This window comes from Ruegeria sp. HKCCD6157, assembly GCF_013110685.1.
GTDB lineage: Bacteria > Pseudomonadota > Alphaproteobacteria > Rhodobacterales > Rhodobacteraceae > Ruegeria.
Window position 1 is genome coordinate 2,071,446 of sequence record NZ_WVRB01000001.1, and the last position, 17,070, is coordinate 2,088,515.

At 58.3% G+C, this 17,070-nt stretch carries 15 protein-coding genes; 5 read left to right on the plus strand and 10 right to left on the minus strand.

Going from position 1 to position 17,070, the window contains the following annotated elements; translation table 11 throughout:
* Positions 1-19 precede the first annotated feature (19 nt).
* Positions 20-793: a Hint domain-containing protein gene (locus GS612_RS09985; RefSeq protein ID WP_367396931.1), complete on the minus strand. Its 774-nt coding sequence runs from the start codon at positions 791-793 to the stop codon at positions 20-22.
* A 281-nt stretch (positions 794-1,074) separates the two neighbouring features.
* A complete protein-coding gene (locus GS612_RS09990) occupies positions 1,075-2,010 on the minus strand; it encodes a DMT family transporter (RefSeq protein ID WP_171639856.1) in 936 nt (311 codons plus the stop codon).
* Between the two features lie 147 nt (positions 2,011-2,157).
* Between GS612_RS09990 and GS612_RS09995 the strand changes: the two genes are divergently transcribed.
* On the plus strand, positions 2,158-3,171 hold the full coding sequence (locus tag GS612_RS09995; protein ID WP_152457416.1) for a hypothetical protein: 1,014 nt from the start codon (positions 2,158-2,160) through the stop codon (positions 3,169-3,171).
* A 6-nt stretch (positions 3,172-3,177) separates the two neighbouring features.
* On the opposite strand, the gene upp is transcribed toward GS612_RS09995, so the two are convergent.
* From upp to GS612_RS10030, 7 genes are read right to left on the minus strand one after another with little or no spacing between them, the layout of a single operon-like run.
* Positions 3,178-3,810 carry a uracil phosphoribosyltransferase gene (upp, locus tag GS612_RS10000; protein ID WP_152457415.1) on the minus strand — a complete coding sequence of 211 codons (633 nt, stop codon included), beginning with the start codon at positions 3,808-3,810 and terminating at the stop codon, positions 3,178-3,180.
* Positions 3,807-4,793, minus strand: coding sequence for an adenosine deaminase (locus tag GS612_RS10005; RefSeq protein ID WP_171119417.1), 987 nt, complete (start codon positions 4,791-4,793; stop codon positions 3,807-3,809). Before GS612_RS10005 ends, upp begins: the two co-directional genes overlap by 4 nt.
* On the minus strand, positions 4,790-6,001 hold the full coding sequence (locus GS612_RS10010; protein WP_171639858.1) for a phosphopentomutase: 1,212 nt from the start codon (positions 5,999-6,001) through the stop codon (positions 4,790-4,792). The genes GS612_RS10005 and GS612_RS10010 overlap by 4 nt, the downstream gene beginning before the upstream one ends.
* A complete protein-coding gene (locus tag GS612_RS10015; RefSeq protein WP_171640022.1) occupies positions 5,998-7,305 on the minus strand; it encodes a thymidine phosphorylase in 1,308 nt (435 codons plus the stop codon). Before GS612_RS10015 ends, GS612_RS10010 begins: the two co-directional genes overlap by 4 nt.
* A gap of 4 nt (positions 7,306-7,309) precedes the next feature.
* A complete protein-coding gene (locus tag GS612_RS10020) occupies positions 7,310-7,744 on the minus strand; it encodes a cytidine deaminase (RefSeq protein WP_371809330.1) in 435 nt (144 codons plus the stop codon).
* A gap of 50 nt (positions 7,745-7,794) precedes the next feature.
* Positions 7,795-8,898, minus strand: coding sequence for a cupin domain-containing protein (locus tag GS612_RS10025; RefSeq protein ID WP_171639862.1), 1,104 nt, complete (start codon positions 8,896-8,898; stop codon positions 7,795-7,797).
* A complete protein-coding gene (locus GS612_RS10030; protein WP_171639864.1) occupies positions 8,861-9,565 on the minus strand; it encodes a hypothetical protein in 705 nt (234 codons plus the stop codon). The genes GS612_RS10025 and GS612_RS10030 overlap by 38 nt, the downstream gene beginning before the upstream one ends.
* A gap of 185 nt (positions 9,566-9,750) precedes the next feature.
* Between GS612_RS10030 and GS612_RS10035 the strand changes: the two genes are divergently transcribed.
* The 4 genes from GS612_RS10035 to GS612_RS10050 all read left to right on the plus strand — a co-directional run bounded on the left by GS612_RS10035 (position 9,751) and on the right by GS612_RS10050 (position 15,822).
* Positions 9,751-12,024 carry an NADP-dependent malic enzyme gene (locus GS612_RS10035; RefSeq protein ID WP_171329025.1) on the plus strand — a complete coding sequence of 758 codons (2,274 nt, stop codon included), beginning with the start codon at positions 9,751-9,753 and terminating at the stop codon, positions 12,022-12,024.
* Between the two features lie 125 nt (positions 12,025-12,149).
* Entirely contained in the window at positions 12,150-12,380 is a 231-nt protein-coding gene (locus GS612_RS10040) for a hypothetical protein (protein WP_171639866.1), read from the plus strand.
* Positions 12,381-12,390: 10 nt separating this feature from the next.
* Positions 12,391-14,280 (plus strand): propionate-CoA ligase PrpE, encoded by a 1,890-nt coding sequence (gene prpE, locus GS612_RS10045; RefSeq protein WP_171639868.1) that lies wholly within the window; start codon positions 12,391-12,393, stop codon positions 14,278-14,280.
* 90 nt (positions 14,281-14,370) lie between these two features.
* Positions 14,371-15,822: an amidase family protein gene (locus tag GS612_RS10050; RefSeq protein WP_171639870.1), complete on the plus strand. Its 1,452-nt coding sequence runs from the start codon at positions 14,371-14,373 to the stop codon at positions 15,820-15,822.
* 240 nt (positions 15,823-16,062) lie between these two features.
* Here the strand turns inward: GS612_RS10050 and GS612_RS10055 are convergent, their stop codons facing one another.
* Positions 16,063-16,824 (minus strand): NAD kinase, encoded by a 762-nt coding sequence (locus GS612_RS10055; RefSeq protein ID WP_253285366.1) that lies wholly within the window; start codon positions 16,822-16,824, stop codon positions 16,063-16,065.
* Positions 16,825-17,070 lie beyond the last annotated feature (246 nt).

The following is a 17,070-nucleotide window of genomic DNA, read 5'->3' on the forward strand; positions in this document are numbered from 1 at the left end:
CGTTTTTGTCAGTGTTTGGTTAGATCTGCCATTCGGGCCGCAGAAACAGCACCGGCGCGTTTGGACGCCCCGGTCGACCCGGCCGCCTGACCCCAGAGGGCGGACGGATCGGAAATATCGGTTCCTGCGGAATGGGTGCAGGCAGGGCACCCAATGGGTTGGCAAGGGCTGACATATCTCCCCTGCTTGCAATCAGGTTGACCAGCTTTGTGCCGGTCTCTTCATCGGCGACATCGTAACCAGCCCCGCTGACCCTGCCGCGCATGTTGAACAGGCCGGAAGGGCAGTAAGCTTGCAGGCCGCCCTCGACAAAAATCACCTGATCTTCGTCGAAAAACAGGGAACGGACCTCAAACGACGATCCCGGTGCCTGCGACATAAACCGACCCACGCCATTCAGCAGTCTTGCGGATACGACGGAACATCCGCTGACATCGGCATCAATCTGCGACAGGTTCAGAGCAATGCCCTGTTCGGGCATCAGCCAAACGGGGCGCCCGTTATACGCGGCGCGTGCCGGTACGAAAACCGGCAAATACTCGGAACGGCGCTCTTCGGCAGGAATGACCACGACGCTGGTCGAGATGCGGCGCACCTCTTTGAACCCGTGATCCAGAGTTCGGACCAGATCGCCGACTGCAATGCGCTCAACCGGTTTCCACCCGCTGGTCGTCGCAACCTTCGTGCCGTTCAAAAAACCACCACGGCGCGCGTTCACCGCGTGGTTCAAACCGGATGGATCAGTATCGGACGACTGATCAAGATAAACAGAAATACTCGTAACTTCAGACACGTGCCTAACCCCCTTTGGCACAAACTCACTATGCAATACAGCTAACATCAAAAACCGGAACTGTCTTATTTCGGACATATTTATGCCCAATTTGGGCCGTCTCAGCGCGTTCCCAGGGCGATTTGGTAAACACTCACAAGGCTTAAACAGGCTTTTGTGCAATTTTCGAAACGGTCAGCATGCATGGAACTTACGAATCCATCTGCACCTGATCCGTTGAAATGAACCCGCTTGTTGAGTTTGAAGCCGCAAAACCCGTTGGCAGCGCGCTGTTGTAGGTGTCAGGCAAGCCGTTGCCGGGTGGATGACCGCCTGGCCCGCCAGCCCAGCAAAACCCCTGCCGCCGCGATCAGGACAATCCCGGACACTTGCATCAAATCGAGGGTCTGACCCAGTGCGACGAATGCAAAGAGCGGCCCGAAAATCATCACCGAATACTCGAACACGGCCACGTAAGAGGTCTCGCCTACCTGATAAGCTTTGATGAGCATGAAGACCGCAATCGTCGACCCGACGGCCTGAACAACAATCCATGGCAGCGCGGGCCCCACTTCCCAGACCCAACCCCGTGTAACAAAGCCATCCGGCCCGTCCAGCGTGGCAACGGGTGCAACCGTGAACAAGGCGGCGCCCACGGCCCCTGACAGCCCAAGGGTAATAACCATGGCTGCCAGCATCGCAACCGTGCTTTCACGCGCGCAATATGTCCGCGTCATGATCGAACTCAAGGCATAGAAAAAACCTGCGGCAATTGGAAAAACCGAACGCATGTCAAATTCAACCGGGTTGGGTTGCAATACCAGAAGGGTGCCCGAAAAACCGACCAGCACAGCCAGAATGCGCCAGGGCCCGATCTTTTGCCCAAGCGCAAAGGACGAAATCAACAGCACGAAAATCGGCGAGGTGAACAACCCTGCCAGGGCTTGCGCAATCGGCATCATCGACAGCGACGCAAAATAGAAAAACATGGCCGCCGTAATCAGAAGGCTGCGCAAGGTGACCGCCCTCCACCGTTGCGGCCTCAGCCCGCCCAGCCCCAAAAGGGACAGCCCGACAATCAGCGGCAGCATCAGCAATGCCCGCATGAAATGGAATTGCCACAGCCCGACCGTCTCGGCCAGCAGGATCACAACATTGTCGATCACGCCGATAATTGCCATTGCTGCTACCATAAGGGCTGAAGCCAGCACCGGAGAGGTGGTCGTGTCTGCCTGCATGTTCGCGCCCTTGTTGCGATCAAAGATCGGCGATCTTTTTCCTGACGGGTATCCAGCACAAATCGGAATACCTGCGCAACAGGTTTGCGCACGGCGTTTTCACCATGCTAAGCTGCGGCAAAACAATTTCGAGCAGACCCCAACCAGATGACGGCCCTGAAACAGTACCAGCGGATCGAAGCCACCGGTCTGTGGCGCCCTTCGCCCGATGAACAGCGGCGCGAAGTCGTGGTATCGATTGGCAAGGCGACCCTGACCATTTCCGATTTCAATGACAGGGCTTTGACGCATTGGTCTTTGGCGGCGCTTGAACGGCAGAACCCCGGCGCCTTTCCGGCTGTTTTTTGTCCCGACGGTGATCCGGATGAGACACTGGAACTGGGAGAATCCGAAACCACGATGCTTGAAGCGATCGATCGGCTGCAACGTGCCATCGAACGTTCGCGCCCCCATCCCGGCCGTTTGCGCTGGATGAGCGTCGGCGGCGTCGTGGCTGCGGTTCTGGCCGTATTGTTGTTTTGGCTGCCCGGTGCGTTGCAAAACCATGTTGTCTCGGTCGTGCCCGAAATCAAACGACAGGAAATCGGAGACACGATCCTGCGTCGGATCGAGCGCGTCTCGGGACCGGCCTGTTCTTCCGTGGATGCGCAGGCTTCACTGGATCGCTTGGCCAGTCGTACGGGCGTACGGCAGATCGTTATTCTACCCGCCGGCGTTCAGGACAGCCTCAGCTTGCCGGGTGGCACCGTTCTGTTGAACCGGGCGCTGGTTGAAGACCATGAAGACCCTGCCGTCGCAGCAGGCTATGTTGTTGCAGAGCGCGCGCGGACGGCGCTCAACGACCCGCTGGATGATCTGCTGGACAGAACCGGGGCGGCCTCGGCCTTTCGGCTGTTGACGACCGGGGAACTGACACCTGAGATCATCGACACCTATACCGAACAGGTCCTCTCGCAGCCCCGACCTTCCCTTCCGGACGAAGACTTGCTGGCGATGTTCTCGCAAAGCGCCCTGCCTTCCACCCCTTACGCCTATGCTCAGGACATTACCGGAGAGTCAGTATTGGGCCTGATCGAGGCCGATCCCATGGCCGGCCGGACACTGGAACAGGTGTTGCCGGACCGTGATTGGGTCCGGCTGCAAAACATATGCGGTGAATAAGCCGGTTTACTTGGTTCCAAACATCCGGTCGCCCGCGTCGCCCAGACCCGGCATGATATAGCCTTTCGAGTTCAGCTCGCGGTCCAGTGCGGCGGTGACGATGTGCACATCCGGGTGCGCCTCTTTCATACGCGCCACACCTTCCGGCGCGGCCAACAGGCACAGAAAGCGGATATCCGTCGCCCCCGCCTCTTTCAGCAGGTCAATCGCCGCAGCCGAGCTGTTGCCGGTGGCCAGCATCGGATCCACCGCGATAACCAAACGGTCTTTCAGGCTCTCGGGTGCCTTGAAGTAATACTGCACGGGCTTAAGCGTTTCTTCGTCGCGATACAGACCGACAAAGCCGACACGCGCAGAAGGAACAAGCTCCAGCACCCCGTCCAGCATCCCGTTTCCAGCACGCAGGATCGACACCAACGCCATTTTCTTGCCCGCCAGAATGGGTGCATCCATTTCTTCCATCGGTGTTTCGATATGGCGCGTGGTCAACGGAATTTCGCGCGTGACCTCATAGGCCAGCAGCAGCGTTATTTCGCGCAGCAACTGCCGGAACACGGCGGTCGAGGTGCCCTTGTCCCGCATGAGCGTCAGTTTGTGTTGCACCAGAGGGTGATCGACGATGGTCAGATGTTCGCTCATGTTTTCTCCAGTCTTTTCTTGACCCGTGCACGGGTAGCGTCATCGCAAAAGGCCGCTTCCAGGGCGGTTTCGTTCAGGGCCGCAAAATCTTCGGCCTCCCAGCCGAAAGCTGCGTTCAGCATTTCATATTCCCGCCGCATGGTCGTGTGAAAAAATGGCGGGTCATCCGTTGAGACGGTGACCTTCACGCCCGCATCACGCAAGGCCGCGATTGGATGTGTCGCAAAATCCGGGAAAAGCCCCAGAACCACATTCGATCCCGGACAGACCTCAAGAGTGATGTCCCGGTCGACCAGTTCGCGAACAAGGTCCGGATCCTCGATGGCGCGAACACCGTGCCCGATGCGCTCGACCCCCAGATCACGGACGGCATCGCGCACGCTTTCCGGACCTCCGAACTCGCCGGCATGTGTCGTCAGCCGCAGGCCGGCCTCGCGCGCGCAATCGAACGCCCATTTGAAATCGCCCTGAGTGCCAACGGATTCGTTTCCACCCATGCCAAAACCGGTGATCCAGTCGCCCGCAGTCTCTGCCGCGCAATAGGCGCTGCGCTTGGCTTGATCGGGGCCGAAATGGCGCACACAGGTAATGACGCCGCGCAGGGTGATGTCAAACTTGCGCTCGGCCTCGTCCGCCGCGTCCTGAATGGCGTTCAGATAGTCCCGCCAGGCGTGCAGGTCGCCGCCACCACAAAAATCAGGGCTCAGAAAAGTCTCAGAATAGACGACACCGTTTTCGGCGCTTTCTTCGAGAATGGCCAATGTCAGCCGCCGAAAGTCTTCGGGCGTCTTCAGGACTTCGCAAGCAGCTTCATACACATTCAGGAAATGCGCGAAATCGCGGAAATCATAGGATCCGTCCGGCTTGAAGATACCGCTCAGGTCCACCCGTTTTTCATGCGCAAGCTGACGTATGAATGCCGGTGGCGCGGCGCCTTCGTGATGCAGGTGCAGTTCTATTTTCGGCAGATCGGCGACGCTCATAGAAAGTTCCTTCCCGGCCCTTGCGCCGGAATGTTCAGGTGATGGGCGATGCTGGCGGCAATATCGGCAAAGTCTACCTGGCCGATCTGCCCCGTACCCGACCCGGAAATCAGAACCGGCACTTGTTCACGTGTGTGATCTGTCCCGGTCCAGCTGGGATCATTGCCATGATCGGCGGTCAACACCAACAAGTCGCCGGGGCGCAGCCTGGCCAGAATCTTGCCGATCTCGTGATCGAACCATTCCAATGCTCGGGCATAACCGCTGATATCGCGGCGGTGTCCGTAAAGACTGTCGAATTCAACAAAGTTGGCAAAAGTCAGGCTGCCCTGTTCGGCGTCATCCACCAGATCTGAAAGGTGCCGCATGAGTTCAGAGTCCGACCCTTTGCGCAGCGTGTCGATACCCTGCATGGAAAAGATGTCGCCGATCTTGCCCACCGCGTGCACCTTCCGCCCGGCATCCTGCGCCCAATTGGTCAGAACCGGTGCGGGCGGCAGAATGGCGAAATCCTTGCGGTTGGTTGTTCGTTCGAATCCCGCCTCTGGCGAGCCGACAAAGGGGCGCGCAATGACACGGCCCACTTTCATCTCGTGCAAGCGCGGTGCAAGGGCGCGGCACATACCCAGCAAACGGTCCAGTCCGAAACTCTCTTCATGGGCTGCGATCTGAAACACACTGTCGGCTGAGGTGTAGCAGATCGGCCAGCCGGTTCGCATATGCTCGGCACCCAGTTCGGCGATGATCGCCGTGCCCGAGGCATGGCAATCGCCAAGGATGCCTTCGGTCCCGGCGGCCTGAGCCGCTGCGCGGCTCAGGTCCGCAGGAAAAGCCGGAACCGTATCCGGGAAATAGTGCCAATCCCACGGCACCGGCAGACCTGCCAGTTCCCAGTGGCCCGAGGGCGTGTCTTTGCCGGGCGAATGCTCGCGCGCGCAGCCCCACAGCCCATTGGGTTTCGCGTTCAATCCGGGGGTTGCGTCCCCAGACGCCAGTCGCGCAGCCGCACCCAAACCCAGCGCGTCGAGGTTCGGCAGGTTCAAGGGGCCCGAGCGCCCGTCTTCGGCCCGCCCTTCGGCACAGGCCTGCGCGATATGGGCCAGCGTATTTGCTCCACTATCCGGGACGTCGCCATTGAAAAAACGATCGGCATCAGGCGCACCGCCTATTCCGACGGAGTCCATGACGACGAGAAATGCACGGCTCATACGCTGATCCTTTCCTGGATCAGATCCGGAAGCGTCGGAGCCGTATCGCTGATCTCAATAGCGCTCAGCACGGTTTCTGCGGCTGTGCGCGCGGCATCTTCCCGAGCAGCATGGATCACTGCAATCGGCGCGCCTTTTGACACTTGATCCCCAAGCCGAAGAATACTGGATATGCCGACGGCGGGGTCGATCTCATCACTTTCGACCTGACGGCCACCCCCCAGCGCAACCACGGCAAGACCCAGAGCTTCACCATCGACCGCCGAGATGAAGCCGTCCCGCGGGGCCGGAACCTCTTGGATGACATTCGCCTCAGGCAGGAACCGGGCCCAGGTATCGACAAACTGAACCGGGCCACCAACCGCTGCCATCATGCGACCGAACCGTTCGGCAGCGCAACCGTCACGGATGATTTCAAAGATCTTCTCACGCCCTTCCTCAACCGTTCCGCACATTCCTGCATCGGTCAGCAGGACGCCTCCCAGCTCGGCGGAAATGTCTGCCAAAGGGGACGCATTCGACGTGGTCAGCACTTTCATCACTTCCGCGATTTCCAAGGCATTGCCCAACGCCGGGGCCAATGGTTGGTTCATATCCGTGATAACCGCCGACGTGCGGCATCCTGCTGCGTTTGCGGTCTGGGTCAATGCGGTGGCCAATTTGCGGGCATCTTCCATCGTTTTCATGAAAGCACCGCTGCCGGTTTTGACATCCAGAACCAGCGCGTCCGGGCTGGCGGCCAGCTTTTTGGACAGGATCGACGCTGTGATCAGATCCAAGCTTTCGACCGTCGCGGTCACATCCCGCACCGCATAAAGGCGCTTGTCTGCCGGCGCGATCTGGCCGGTCGCCCCGACGATGGCCGCGCCGGTATCGCGTAAAATCTGCGCAAGACGGTCCTGCCCAATCTGAGTGCTGACCCCCGGTATCGCCTCTAGCTTGTCCAGCGTTCCGCCGGTATGCCCAAGACCCCGGCCCGAGATCATTGGGACATACGCCCCACATTCCGCCAACGCCGGAGCAAGAACCAGACTGACGCTGTCCCCGACCCCTCCGGTCGAGTGCTTGTCGATCACGGGCCCGTCCACGTCCCAGGTCAGAACGTCACCGCTGTCGCGCATCGCAATCGTCAGATCCGCACGCCCCCGAGGGCCCAATCCGCCCATGCAGACAGCCATGGCGAATGCCCCGGCCTGCGCATCGCTGACGCTTCCATCTGCAAGCCCCTGCGCAAACCAGGTCAGCTCCTCGCGACCGGGCACCTCCTGCCTGCGCAGTTTTGCTATGATCGAGCGGGCATCCATGCGTTCAGACATCCTCCATATGAGACGCGTCGAATGCGCCCGGCAACAAATCCCCGATGGTTGTCTCGAATTCAGCGCCGTCCACGGTTGCCAGGGTAACCTTCACATCGCGCTTGCCAAACTCGGCCAGTTTCTGGCGACACCCACCGCAAGGCGGCACAGGCTGAGGGCTGGAGGCGACCACATAGACCTCGGTCAGTTCCTGCTCTCCTGCGGCGACCATCGCGGCGATTGCGCCGGCCTCGGCACAAGTGCCTTCGGGATAGGCCACGTTTTCAACGTTGCACCCGGAAAAGATCTGACCCGTCGACGTCCGAAGCGCTGCGCCAACCTTGAAATTCGAATAAGGCGCATAGGCGTTTTCGCGGACTGACAAGGCAGCGTCTTTGAGCGACATGGCGATTCCCCGTTTTTTGATCATCTGGTCAGAAAATTGGATCGTTACGTAAAAAGGCCGAAGAATTGAAGCCCCCAGCCGATGTTTTTCAGTCAGCCCAGTGTTGTCGTGAACGTACCGGGCAAGGTGACTTCCAGCAACTCGATGTTGTCCGAGGGCGAGGACAAGCGCGTGCGCATCCCGGGCGGGATGACAAAGGCGTCTCCTTGCTCCAGCCGGTAGGGCTCGCGCCCTTCGCCTTCCAGCGTGACCGCCCCGTCCATCACGAAGTTAAAGTGAATGTCCGTATCGTGACTGGCCCATTCGGTATCGCCCGGCCCTTTACGGACGACCTGGACCCCGGCGACCCCTTTGGTGTTCTCGGCAATTGTCGTATCGCGGCAGATGTAACCTGGAAGACGGAATGGCACCCATTCAGCATCCTTGGCCTGGTTGTAGACAAAGCGTTGCCCTTGCCATTCACGGTCCGGGCGAAAATGCGGCGTGGGAAGCTGCATGTCATGGTCGATTTCCGTGACATGTTCCGCAGGCACACCTATCTCGATGACCTGAACATTGTCTGACGCCTCGAGCACGCGGTGACGAATTTCCGGCGGCTGGATAAAGCAATCCCCTGCGGTCAGGCGCATTTTCTCTCCCTGATCCTCGTAGACGACATCCACCCAGCCATGAATGCAGAATATCAGCTGGAACCCAACTTTGTGAAAATGCACCATATCGGGCACCGGACCCCCGTCCGGGATGCGGATATGGCTGGCGATGATCGATCCGCCCAGACGATCCGGCACCAGATCGCGATAGTGCATCCCCGCCCGACCGATGATCCATGGCGCCTGATCCTTGAGCCTGCGCACCACGAAGGAATGAACCGTTTCAGGCATCACCAGCGGCGGGTTACGCTCTTCGATTTCGATCCGGGTCCCATTCGGCGCGACAAGAACGCGTTGGCCATCTGCAAAGCTTTCCGGGTCATCTGTCAGGATGCGCAATGTTCCCGGACCTTCGGGCGCGTCTTTTTCAATCCGCAGCCGCAGACCGTGCCCTGAAAACACTGCGACGCGCGGATCGTCCGCGGGATAGATCATGTCCATCTGCATCCCCAACACCTTGGTATAAAAGGGGATGTCGTTTCGAATTTCCTGGGTAGGCAAACGAAATTCAGCTTGGGTCCGGGAAGGCTCGGATGTCTTTGTCATGAGATGTCTCGTCAGAACTCGATTTTGACCATCCGATCAGAACAGAGGCCAAAATGCCAATCGAAAAGAACATCTCGAGCGTTTCTTCCATCACGAAAAGCCGCGCCTTCATAACTGACGACAAAGCTTCGCCGTGCAGCCCTGTGAATTCTTCAAGAAGCTGAGCGATGACGGCAAGACAGCCGGCCGCAATGAACACGATCATAAAAGGCGCGCGCCGCTTGACAGCACGCCATCCCGTCGGGATCCCATGCCACATGACACCGCCCAGAACAACGCAGGCCAGCAAGACCCTGACCAGAGTGACGTCCAGCACCGAATCCAGACCGTCAAGGATCATGAACGGCAAGCTGCCTTCAGGATAAACGCCTGCTTCCAGCTCACGCTCGGCCAACAACAGGAATGTCAGCCCGATATACAGCCGGGTGACACCCGGATATCGCCACAAAGCGGCCACACCCGCTGCAAACAAACACGCCGCGGAAATTGTTTCAAACAACCCGCCTTCCTGATTGAAAACCAGTGCCTGTTCTGGCCAGATGCCAACAGCACCGAGAAGCACAACACCTGACAGCACCGCCAACCAAAGGGTTAGCCGCACAACTCCGGTATCCGCCACAGAACCGGAGAACAGGCCATCGACCTGATCATTTGCCTTGAAAGTCATTACTGCTTCGTCTTGCCTGAGTGTTTGTTCGTTTTGCAAAGTTGCCTAGATGTAAAAAAAATATGTCAAAATTCAACCCATTTCGGGTGTGCAACTGCGCCACGTCGGCAAAATTACGCAACGTAGCCAAGCTTGGACGAATAGTTTAATGTTAAATCAAATTCTAAGAGGGAACTGAAACTTCAATGTCTGACACCCCCAGCCTGCGACAGGCCGCGCTTGACTATCACGCCCATCCGAAACCCGGAAAACTTGAGATCAAGGCCACGAAACCGATGGCCAACGGTCGCGATCTGGCGCGCGCCTATTCGCCCGGCGTGGCCGAGGCCAGCCTTGAAATCAAAGCCGACGCCGCAAACGCGGAAAAGTACACGGCACGCGGCAACCTTGTCGCCGTGGTATCCAACGGCACCGCGGTTCTAGGTCTGGGCAATATCGGGGCGCTGGCTTCGAAACCGGTGATGGAGGGCAAGGCCGTCCTGTTCAAGAAATTCGCTGGCATTGACTGTTTTGATATCGAAGTAGACCAGCCTGATCCGGAAAAGCTGGCGGATATCGTCTGCGCGCTGGAACCGACATTCGGGGCCATCAACCTGGAAGACATCAAGGCACCGGATTGTTTCATTGTCGAAAAACTGTGCCGCGAGCGCATGAACATTCCCGTTTTCCACGACGATCAACACGGAACCGCCATTGTCGTCGGGGCCGCGGCCAAGAACGCTTTGCATGTGGCGGGGAAATCCTTTGCGGACATCAAAGTCGTATCAACTGGCGGCGGGGCTGCTGGGATTGCCTGCCTGAACATGCTGGTGAAACTGGGTGTGAAACAGGAAAACATCTGGCTGTGCGATATTCACGGGCTCGTCTACGAGGGGCGCGCCGAGGATATGAACCCGCACAAGTCGCAGTTTGCGCAGAAAACGGAATTGCGGACTCTGGATGATGTAATCGGCGATGCGGATCTGTTTCTGGGCCTTAGTGGCCCGAATGTCCTGAAGCCTGAAATGGTTCAGAAAATGGCCGATCGTCCGATCATCTTCGCACTGGCCAACCCAACGCCAGAAATTCTGCCTCAGGCCGCGCGTGAGGTTGCACCGGACGCGATCATCGCCACGGGGCGCAGCGATTTTCCCAATCAGGTCAACAACGTATTGTGCTTTCCGTTTATCTTCCGGGGTGCTCTGGATGTGGGCGCGACCGAGATCAATGACGCAATGCAGATCGCCTGCGTTGACGGCATTGCGGAAATGGCCCGCGCGACGACAAGCGCCGAGGCGGCAGCCGCCTACAAGGGCGAGCAACTGACCTTTGGGCCGGATTACCTGATTCCGAAACCTTTTGATCCGCGTTTGGTGGGTGTCGTCTCATCTTCCGTTGCCAAGGCAGCCATGGAAAGCGGCGTCGCTAAGCGCCCCATTAAAGATCTTGAGGCCTATAAGGAAAAACTCAACCAGTCTGTTTTCAAGTCGGCGCTTTTGATGCGCCCCGTATTCGAGGCCGCAGCCGTCGCATCCCGTCGCATCGTATTTGCCGAAGGCGAAGATGAAAGGGTGCTGCGGGCTGCACAGGCTATTCTTGAGGAAACGACGGAAACACCGATTCTGATCGGACGTCCCGAAGTCATCGAATCCCGATGCGAAAAACTGGGCCTGACCATTCGCCCGGGCACAGACTGCCAGATCGTGAACCCAGAAAACGATCCGCGTTATTACGATTACTGGAGCTCGTATCATCAGATCATGCAGCGCCGAGGTGTGACCCCGGATCTGGCCAAGGCGATCATGCGCACAAATACAACCGCCATCGGCGCGATCATGGTGCATCGGGGCGAGGCTGACAGCCTGATCTGCGGCACGTTCGGCGAATATCGCTGGCATCTGAACTATGTTGAACAGGTGCTTGACGATGGCAACCTGCGTCCGCACGGCGCGTTGTCGCTGATGATTTTGGAAGACGGCCCCCTATTCATAGCCGATACGCATGTCCGGCAATTGCCGACGCCCGAAGAACTGGCGGAATCCACCATTGGCGCCGCGCGGCATGTTCGCCGATTTGGGATCGAACCCAAGATCGCATTCTGTTCGCAATCACAATTCGGCAATCAGGCGGAAGGATCGGGAAAACGCCTGCGCGCTGCATTGGACATCCTGGACCAGAAACCGCGCGACTTTGTCTATGAAGGCGAAATGAACCTGGATGCGGCCCTTGATGCGGATCTTCGGGCGCGGATTTTTCCGGGATCTCGCCTACAGGGCGCGGCAAATGTGCTGATCTTTGCTCATGCGGATGCGGCCAGCGGCGTGCGCAATATCCTGAAAATGAAAGCGGACGGGATCGAAGTTGGCCCCATTCTGATGGGGATGGGCAACAAGGCGCACATCGTCACCCCATCCATTACCGCACGCGGATTGCTGAACATGGCTGCCATCGCGGGGACCCCGGTGGCGCATTACGGGTAAGCCGGCCGCCCGACGCCCAAAACCGCATCCCCTACGGGGGTGCGGTTAACACAATTCTCACCTTTTGACTGCTATATGCCGTTGCATCTCCGTGGGAGCCATAGGGCACGCGGAAGAAGGGCGAATTGGCATTGCGCCGAGTCGGCTCGGACGTGATCTTTTGCACGGTTGAATTTGCAAGTTTGCAAAATGGCCTATTTGGCGCAGAAAATCCAATGCTGGAAAAGAAGTTTGCAAAAATTTGCAAGCTGTTGCGCGAATTACTGCAAATATTTTGCGATAAACTGACGCGTCGTCATTTGACGCGCTTGCCCGATAGTTTTCTGGGTCCTAACACAAAGACCAAGTCGTTGTGAGGAGGACGAGATGGCGTATCAGGACGTTTATGACAGTTGGAAGAAAGACCCCGAGGCGTTCTGGATGAACGCCGCCAAGGGGATCGATTGGGTCAAAGAACCCAGCAAAGCTCTGTTCGACGACAACGCGCCTTTGTATGAATGGTTCAGCGACGCACGAGTCAATACCTGCTGGAACGCCGTGGACCGCCACGTGGAAAACGGGCGTGGCGAGCAGACCGCCATCATCTATGACAGCCCGATCACTCATACCAAGCGCGAGATTTCATATGTCGAGCTGCGCAACCGCGTGGCCAATCTTGCCGGTGCGCTGCGCGCGAAAGGCATCGAGAAAGGTGACCGCGTCATCATCTACATGCCGATGATCCCCGAGGCGCTTGAGGCGATGCTCGCCTGCGCGCGTCTGGGCGCCGTGCATTCCGTTGTGTTCGGCGGATTTGCCAGCAACGAACTGGCAGTCCGCATCGACGACGCCAAACCCAAAGCCGTCATTGCGGCGTCCTGCGGTTTGGAACCTGGCCGGGTCGTGCACTACAAGCCGCTTCTGGACGGTGCCATCGAACTTGCCGAGCACAAGCCGGATTTCTGCGTCATCTTTCAGCGCGAACAGGAAGTTGCGCAGCTGATCGAAGGGCGCGACTACAACTGGCACGGGTTCCAGTACGGTGTCGAACCGGCGGAATGTGTTCCCGTCGACGGCAACGATCCGGCATACATCCTGTACACTTCGGGCACCACGGGGGCGCCCAAGGGCGTCGTGCGGCCCACGGCCGGGCATCTGGTGGCACTGAACTGGACCATGAAGAACATCTATGACGTTGATCCCGGTGATGTATTCTGGGCGGCATCCGATGTGGGTTGGGTCGTCGGACATTCCTATATCTGCTATGCCCCCCTGATCCACGGCAACACGACGATTGTGTTCGAAGGCAAACCGGTCGGCACCCCTGATGCGGGAACCTTCTGGCGCGTGATCTCTGAACATAAGGTGAAAAGCTTCTTCACCGCCCCTACGGCGATCCGTGCCGTGAAACGAGAAGACCCCAAAGGCGAAATGATCGCCAAGTACGATCTGTCTCATCTGCGGGCATTGTATCTTGCGGGGGAACGGGCTGATCCCGACACCATCATCTGGGCGCAGGATGCGCTGAAGGTTCCGGTGATCGACCATTGGTGGCAGACCGAAACCGGATGGGCCATCGCCGGAAATCCGCTGGGCATCGAAGAGCTTCCGATCAAGCTGGGTTCGCCCGCGAAACCGATGCCTGGCTATGACGTGCAAATTCTCGACGAAGGCGGCCACCAGATGAAAGCCGGCGAACTGGGGGCCATCGCGGTCAAACTGCCCTTGCCTCCGGGCACCCTGCCGACCTTGTGGAACGCCGAGGAACGGTTCAGGAAATCCTATCTTGAACATTTCCCCGGCTATTATGAAACCGGCGATGCCGGCATGATCGACGAGGACGGATATCTTTACATCATGGCGCGCACCGACGATGTCATCAACGTCGCGGGTCACCGTCTGTCGACCGGGGGGATGGAGGAAGTGCTTGCCGCTCACCCGGATGTGGCCGAATGCGCGGTGATCGGTGTAACGGATCAGCTAAAGGGTCAGATGCCCGTTGGGTTCCTGTGCCTGAATGCCGGTGCTGATCGGGATCATGGCGACGTGGTTCAGGAAGTCGTCAAGATGGTGCGGGAAAAGATCGGCCCGGTGGCGGCCTTCAAACTGGCCGTCGTCGTCGACAGGTTGCCCAAGACACGTTCGGGTAAAATCCTGCGGGGTACGATGGTGTCGATTGCAGACGGTCAGGATTACAAAATGCCTGCAACGATCGATGATCCAGCCATTCTGGACGAGATCAAAGAGGCCTTGCAGACAATCGGTTACGCCAAGTAATCCGGGGGGCGGCATCAGCCGCCCATTTTTTTGTCTTCTCTTGCAACCGGAAGCAGCCCCTCTACTGTCACGTTAAGACAGTGAGGACCCATGACACAGACCGATATCTGGCGTCTCAGCGCCACAGACCTGACCACCCTGACAAGACGCGGCGACCTGAGTGCGACCGAGGCGGTTCGGGCCTCGATCGAGCGAATGGATGAGGTCAACCCGGATTTGAATGCGGTTGTGGAAGACCTGCGCGAGCAAGCGTTGGAACGTGCCGAAGCGCTGGACAATGCGCGGGCTGGCGGCAAACCCACGGGTCCGCTGCATGGCGTGCCGGTCACGATCAAGGTGAACATTGACCAAAAAGGCCATGCCACAACCAACGGTGTCGTCGCATTGAAGGATGTGATTGCACCGGATGACGCCCCGGTTGTGAGCAATCTGCTAAAGGCCGGGGCTGTTGTTGTCGGGCGAACCAACACGCCCGAGTTCTCTTTCCGCGCCGACACGGACAATCCGCTGTATGGCCGTACGCACAACCCCTGGGGGCGGCATATCTCGCCCGGCGGCTCTTCCGGTGGGGCTGGCGCCGCGGTCATGGCCGGAATCGGCGCGCTGGCCCACGGCAACGATATCGGCGGCAGCCTGCGCTTTCCCGCGGCGGCCAACGGAGCCGTGACGGTGAAACCCGGGCTGGGGCGTGTCCCGGCATGGAACCCAAGCCAGAAAGTCGAACGCGGTTCGCTGGCGCAGTCGATGTCAGTTCAGGGCCTGATAACCCGGTCGGCCGCTGACCTGCATCTGTCCATGCCAAGCCTGATCGCCGCCGACGCGCGTGACCCGTTTCACGTGCCGATGCCCTGGCGTGGTCCTGATCCAGACGTTCCCGTCAGGGTGGCCTTTACCAAGAACACATTCGGCTATGGCCTGCACCCCGAGGTGGAAAAAGCGCTCGACACGGCACGGGATGCGCTGACCGATGCGGGTTATGTGGTGCAAGAGATTGAACCGCCTGATGTATTTGAATGCGGTCGGATCGGTTACCGTACGCTGATGGGCGAAGTGCTCACGCTCATGCAGTCAGATATCGAAGCGGCCGGTTCGAAAACCATTCAGAATATCTTTGCGGTCTATTTCCAGGAATTCCCGCCTATTGTCGAAACCGAGATGGTTCAGATGCTGGCCAAACGAAGCCACTATGCGCGGGAATGGTCCCTGTTTATGCAGGATTACCCTTTGGTGCTGTCGCCTTTCCTGCCACAACCGTTCTTCAAACCTGACCGGGACACCGAAGGCGCCGACGGAGTGCATGAGGTTCTGGGGTGCGCCGTATATTCCTATGCGATGAACTTTCTGGGCCTGCCTGCGGCATGTGTCCCGGCCCGGCTGGCTGAATTGCCTAAGGGCCCCCAGCCGATCAATGTTCAGATTGCGGCACAGCGCTGGCGCGAAGATCTGGCGGTGGATGCGGCCGCGGCAATCGAGGCACGCGTGGGCCAAATGTGCCTGCCGCTTTGGGAAAAGTCAGAGTTGCTGGGCCGCTGCAAAAAATAGACCCCGGGACATTGTACCCGGGGCCCGACTGCTAAAATAAGCCCGGATTTCTGATGACGAGCGTAGCACCACCCACCCTCGCCAGCGCAAAATCTGCGCAATCATTCGAATACGCCGTTTAGGTGGCCACTCACTCCCACCTTGGCGTGTTCTCCGGGCAGTTTCACATTAGCCAATTGCCGAAAGATTCCCTGTGAACTGCTTCACACAGTTTCAAAAAATCCTCGCAGAGGCACAATTTTATGTGAATTGCTCGGAAATCAGTCGTTCTTCCAAACCGTGCCCGGGGTCGAAAAGAATGCGATGTGAAATCGTAGGCTCGGACCGGATTTCGACCCAGTCAATGTCTGGGAAAGCTACGGAATCAGCGGCAACGATAACGGGTCGCTTGTCCGCATCCAGCACATCGAACCGTACCTTCGCGATTTTTGGCAACAAGGCACCACGCCATCGGCGGGGGCGGAATGCGGCGATTGGGGTCAACGCGAGAACGTCCGAGCCAATCGGCAGAATAGGCCCGTGTGCCGAGTAATTATACGCCGTGGACCCCGCTGCTGTGGACAGCAGCGCTCCATCGCATACAAGTTCATCCATTCGCTCGCGGCCATCAACGCTGATCTTCAGCCGCGCGGCTTGCGGGCCTGCCCGCAACAATGACACTTCGTTGATCGCCAACGCCTCGTGCAGCTTTCCGGACTGATCCATCGCCCGCATCGCCAGCGGATTGATGACCTCTTCCTCGGCATCCTCTAGGCGGGCCATCAGGTCGTCTTCGTGATACGCGTTCATCAGGAACCCGATTGTGCCACGGTTCATCCCGTATACCGGTGTATCAAGATGCTGCATGTTGTGAAGGGTATGCAACATGAAGCCATCCCCACCAAGAGCAACCACAACATCTGCGTCGCGGGGCGCCGCATTACCGTGTTTGGACACCAGAGCATCCCGGGCCGTTTGCGCCACTTTGACCTCACTGGCAAGAAAGGCGATTCTTTTTTTCATGTTTTCCGGTTTCCGGTGCTGCACATTTGGTTCCGAAACAAACATACCTTTCCCCGATAGGCCAGTCTTGACGCCGCAGCGGGCCAAATCGTCGCTTTAAGCCTTTTGCGAATGTGGCGTTTCCGATAGGAAATCCGCAAGATTTTTACCCAGCCATGTGGAGCGCCCATGAACGCCAATCTTCGTGATACCGGATTTTTCACCCAGTCCCTTTCTGATCGTGATCCCGAGCTTTTTGGCTCGATC

What these genes read in the sequence shown, in the direction of transcription:
- GS612_RS09990 (WP_171639856.1), bottom strand. Translation starts at nt 2,010, where the DNA reads ATGCAGGCAGACACGACCACCTCTCCGGTGCTGGCTTCAGCCCTTATG.
- GS612_RS09995 (WP_152457416.1), top strand. Translation starts at nt 2,158, where the DNA reads ATGACGGCCCTGAAACAGTACCAGCGGATCGAAGCCACCGGTCTGTGG.
- upp (WP_152457415.1), bottom strand. Translation starts at nt 3,810, where the DNA reads ATGAGCGAACATCTGACCATCGTCGATCACCCTCTGGTGCAACACAAA.
- GS612_RS10005 (WP_171119417.1), bottom strand. Translation starts at nt 4,793, where the DNA reads ATGAGCGTCGCCGATCTGCCGAAAATAGAACTGCACCTGCATCACGAA.
- GS612_RS10010 (WP_171639858.1), bottom strand. Translation starts at nt 6,001, where the DNA reads ATGAGCCGTGCATTTCTCGTCGTCATGGACTCCGTCGGAATAGGCGGT.
- GS612_RS10015 (WP_171640022.1), bottom strand. Translation starts at nt 7,305, where the DNA reads ATGGATGCCCGCTCGATCATAGCAAAACTGCGCAGGCAGGAGGTGCCC.
- GS612_RS10025 (WP_171639862.1), bottom strand. Translation starts at nt 8,898, where the DNA reads ATGACAAAGACATCCGAGCCTTCCCGGACCCAAGCTGAATTTCGTTTG.
- GS612_RS10030 (WP_171639864.1), bottom strand. Translation starts at nt 9,565, where the DNA reads ATGACTTTCAAGGCAAATGATCAGGTCGATGGCCTGTTCTCCGGTTCT.
- GS612_RS10035 (WP_171329025.1), top strand. Translation starts at nt 9,751, where the DNA reads ATGTCTGACACCCCCAGCCTGCGACAGGCCGCGCTTGACTATCACGCC.
- prpE (WP_171639868.1), top strand. Translation starts at nt 12,391, where the DNA reads ATGGCGTATCAGGACGTTTATGACAGTTGGAAGAAAGACCCCGAGGCG.
- GS612_RS10050 (WP_171639870.1), top strand. Translation starts at nt 14,371, where the DNA reads ATGACACAGACCGATATCTGGCGTCTCAGCGCCACAGACCTGACCACC.
- GS612_RS10055 (WP_253285366.1), bottom strand. Translation starts at nt 16,824, where the DNA reads ATGAAAAAAAGAATCGCCTTTCTTGCCAGTGAGGTCAAAGTGGCGCAA.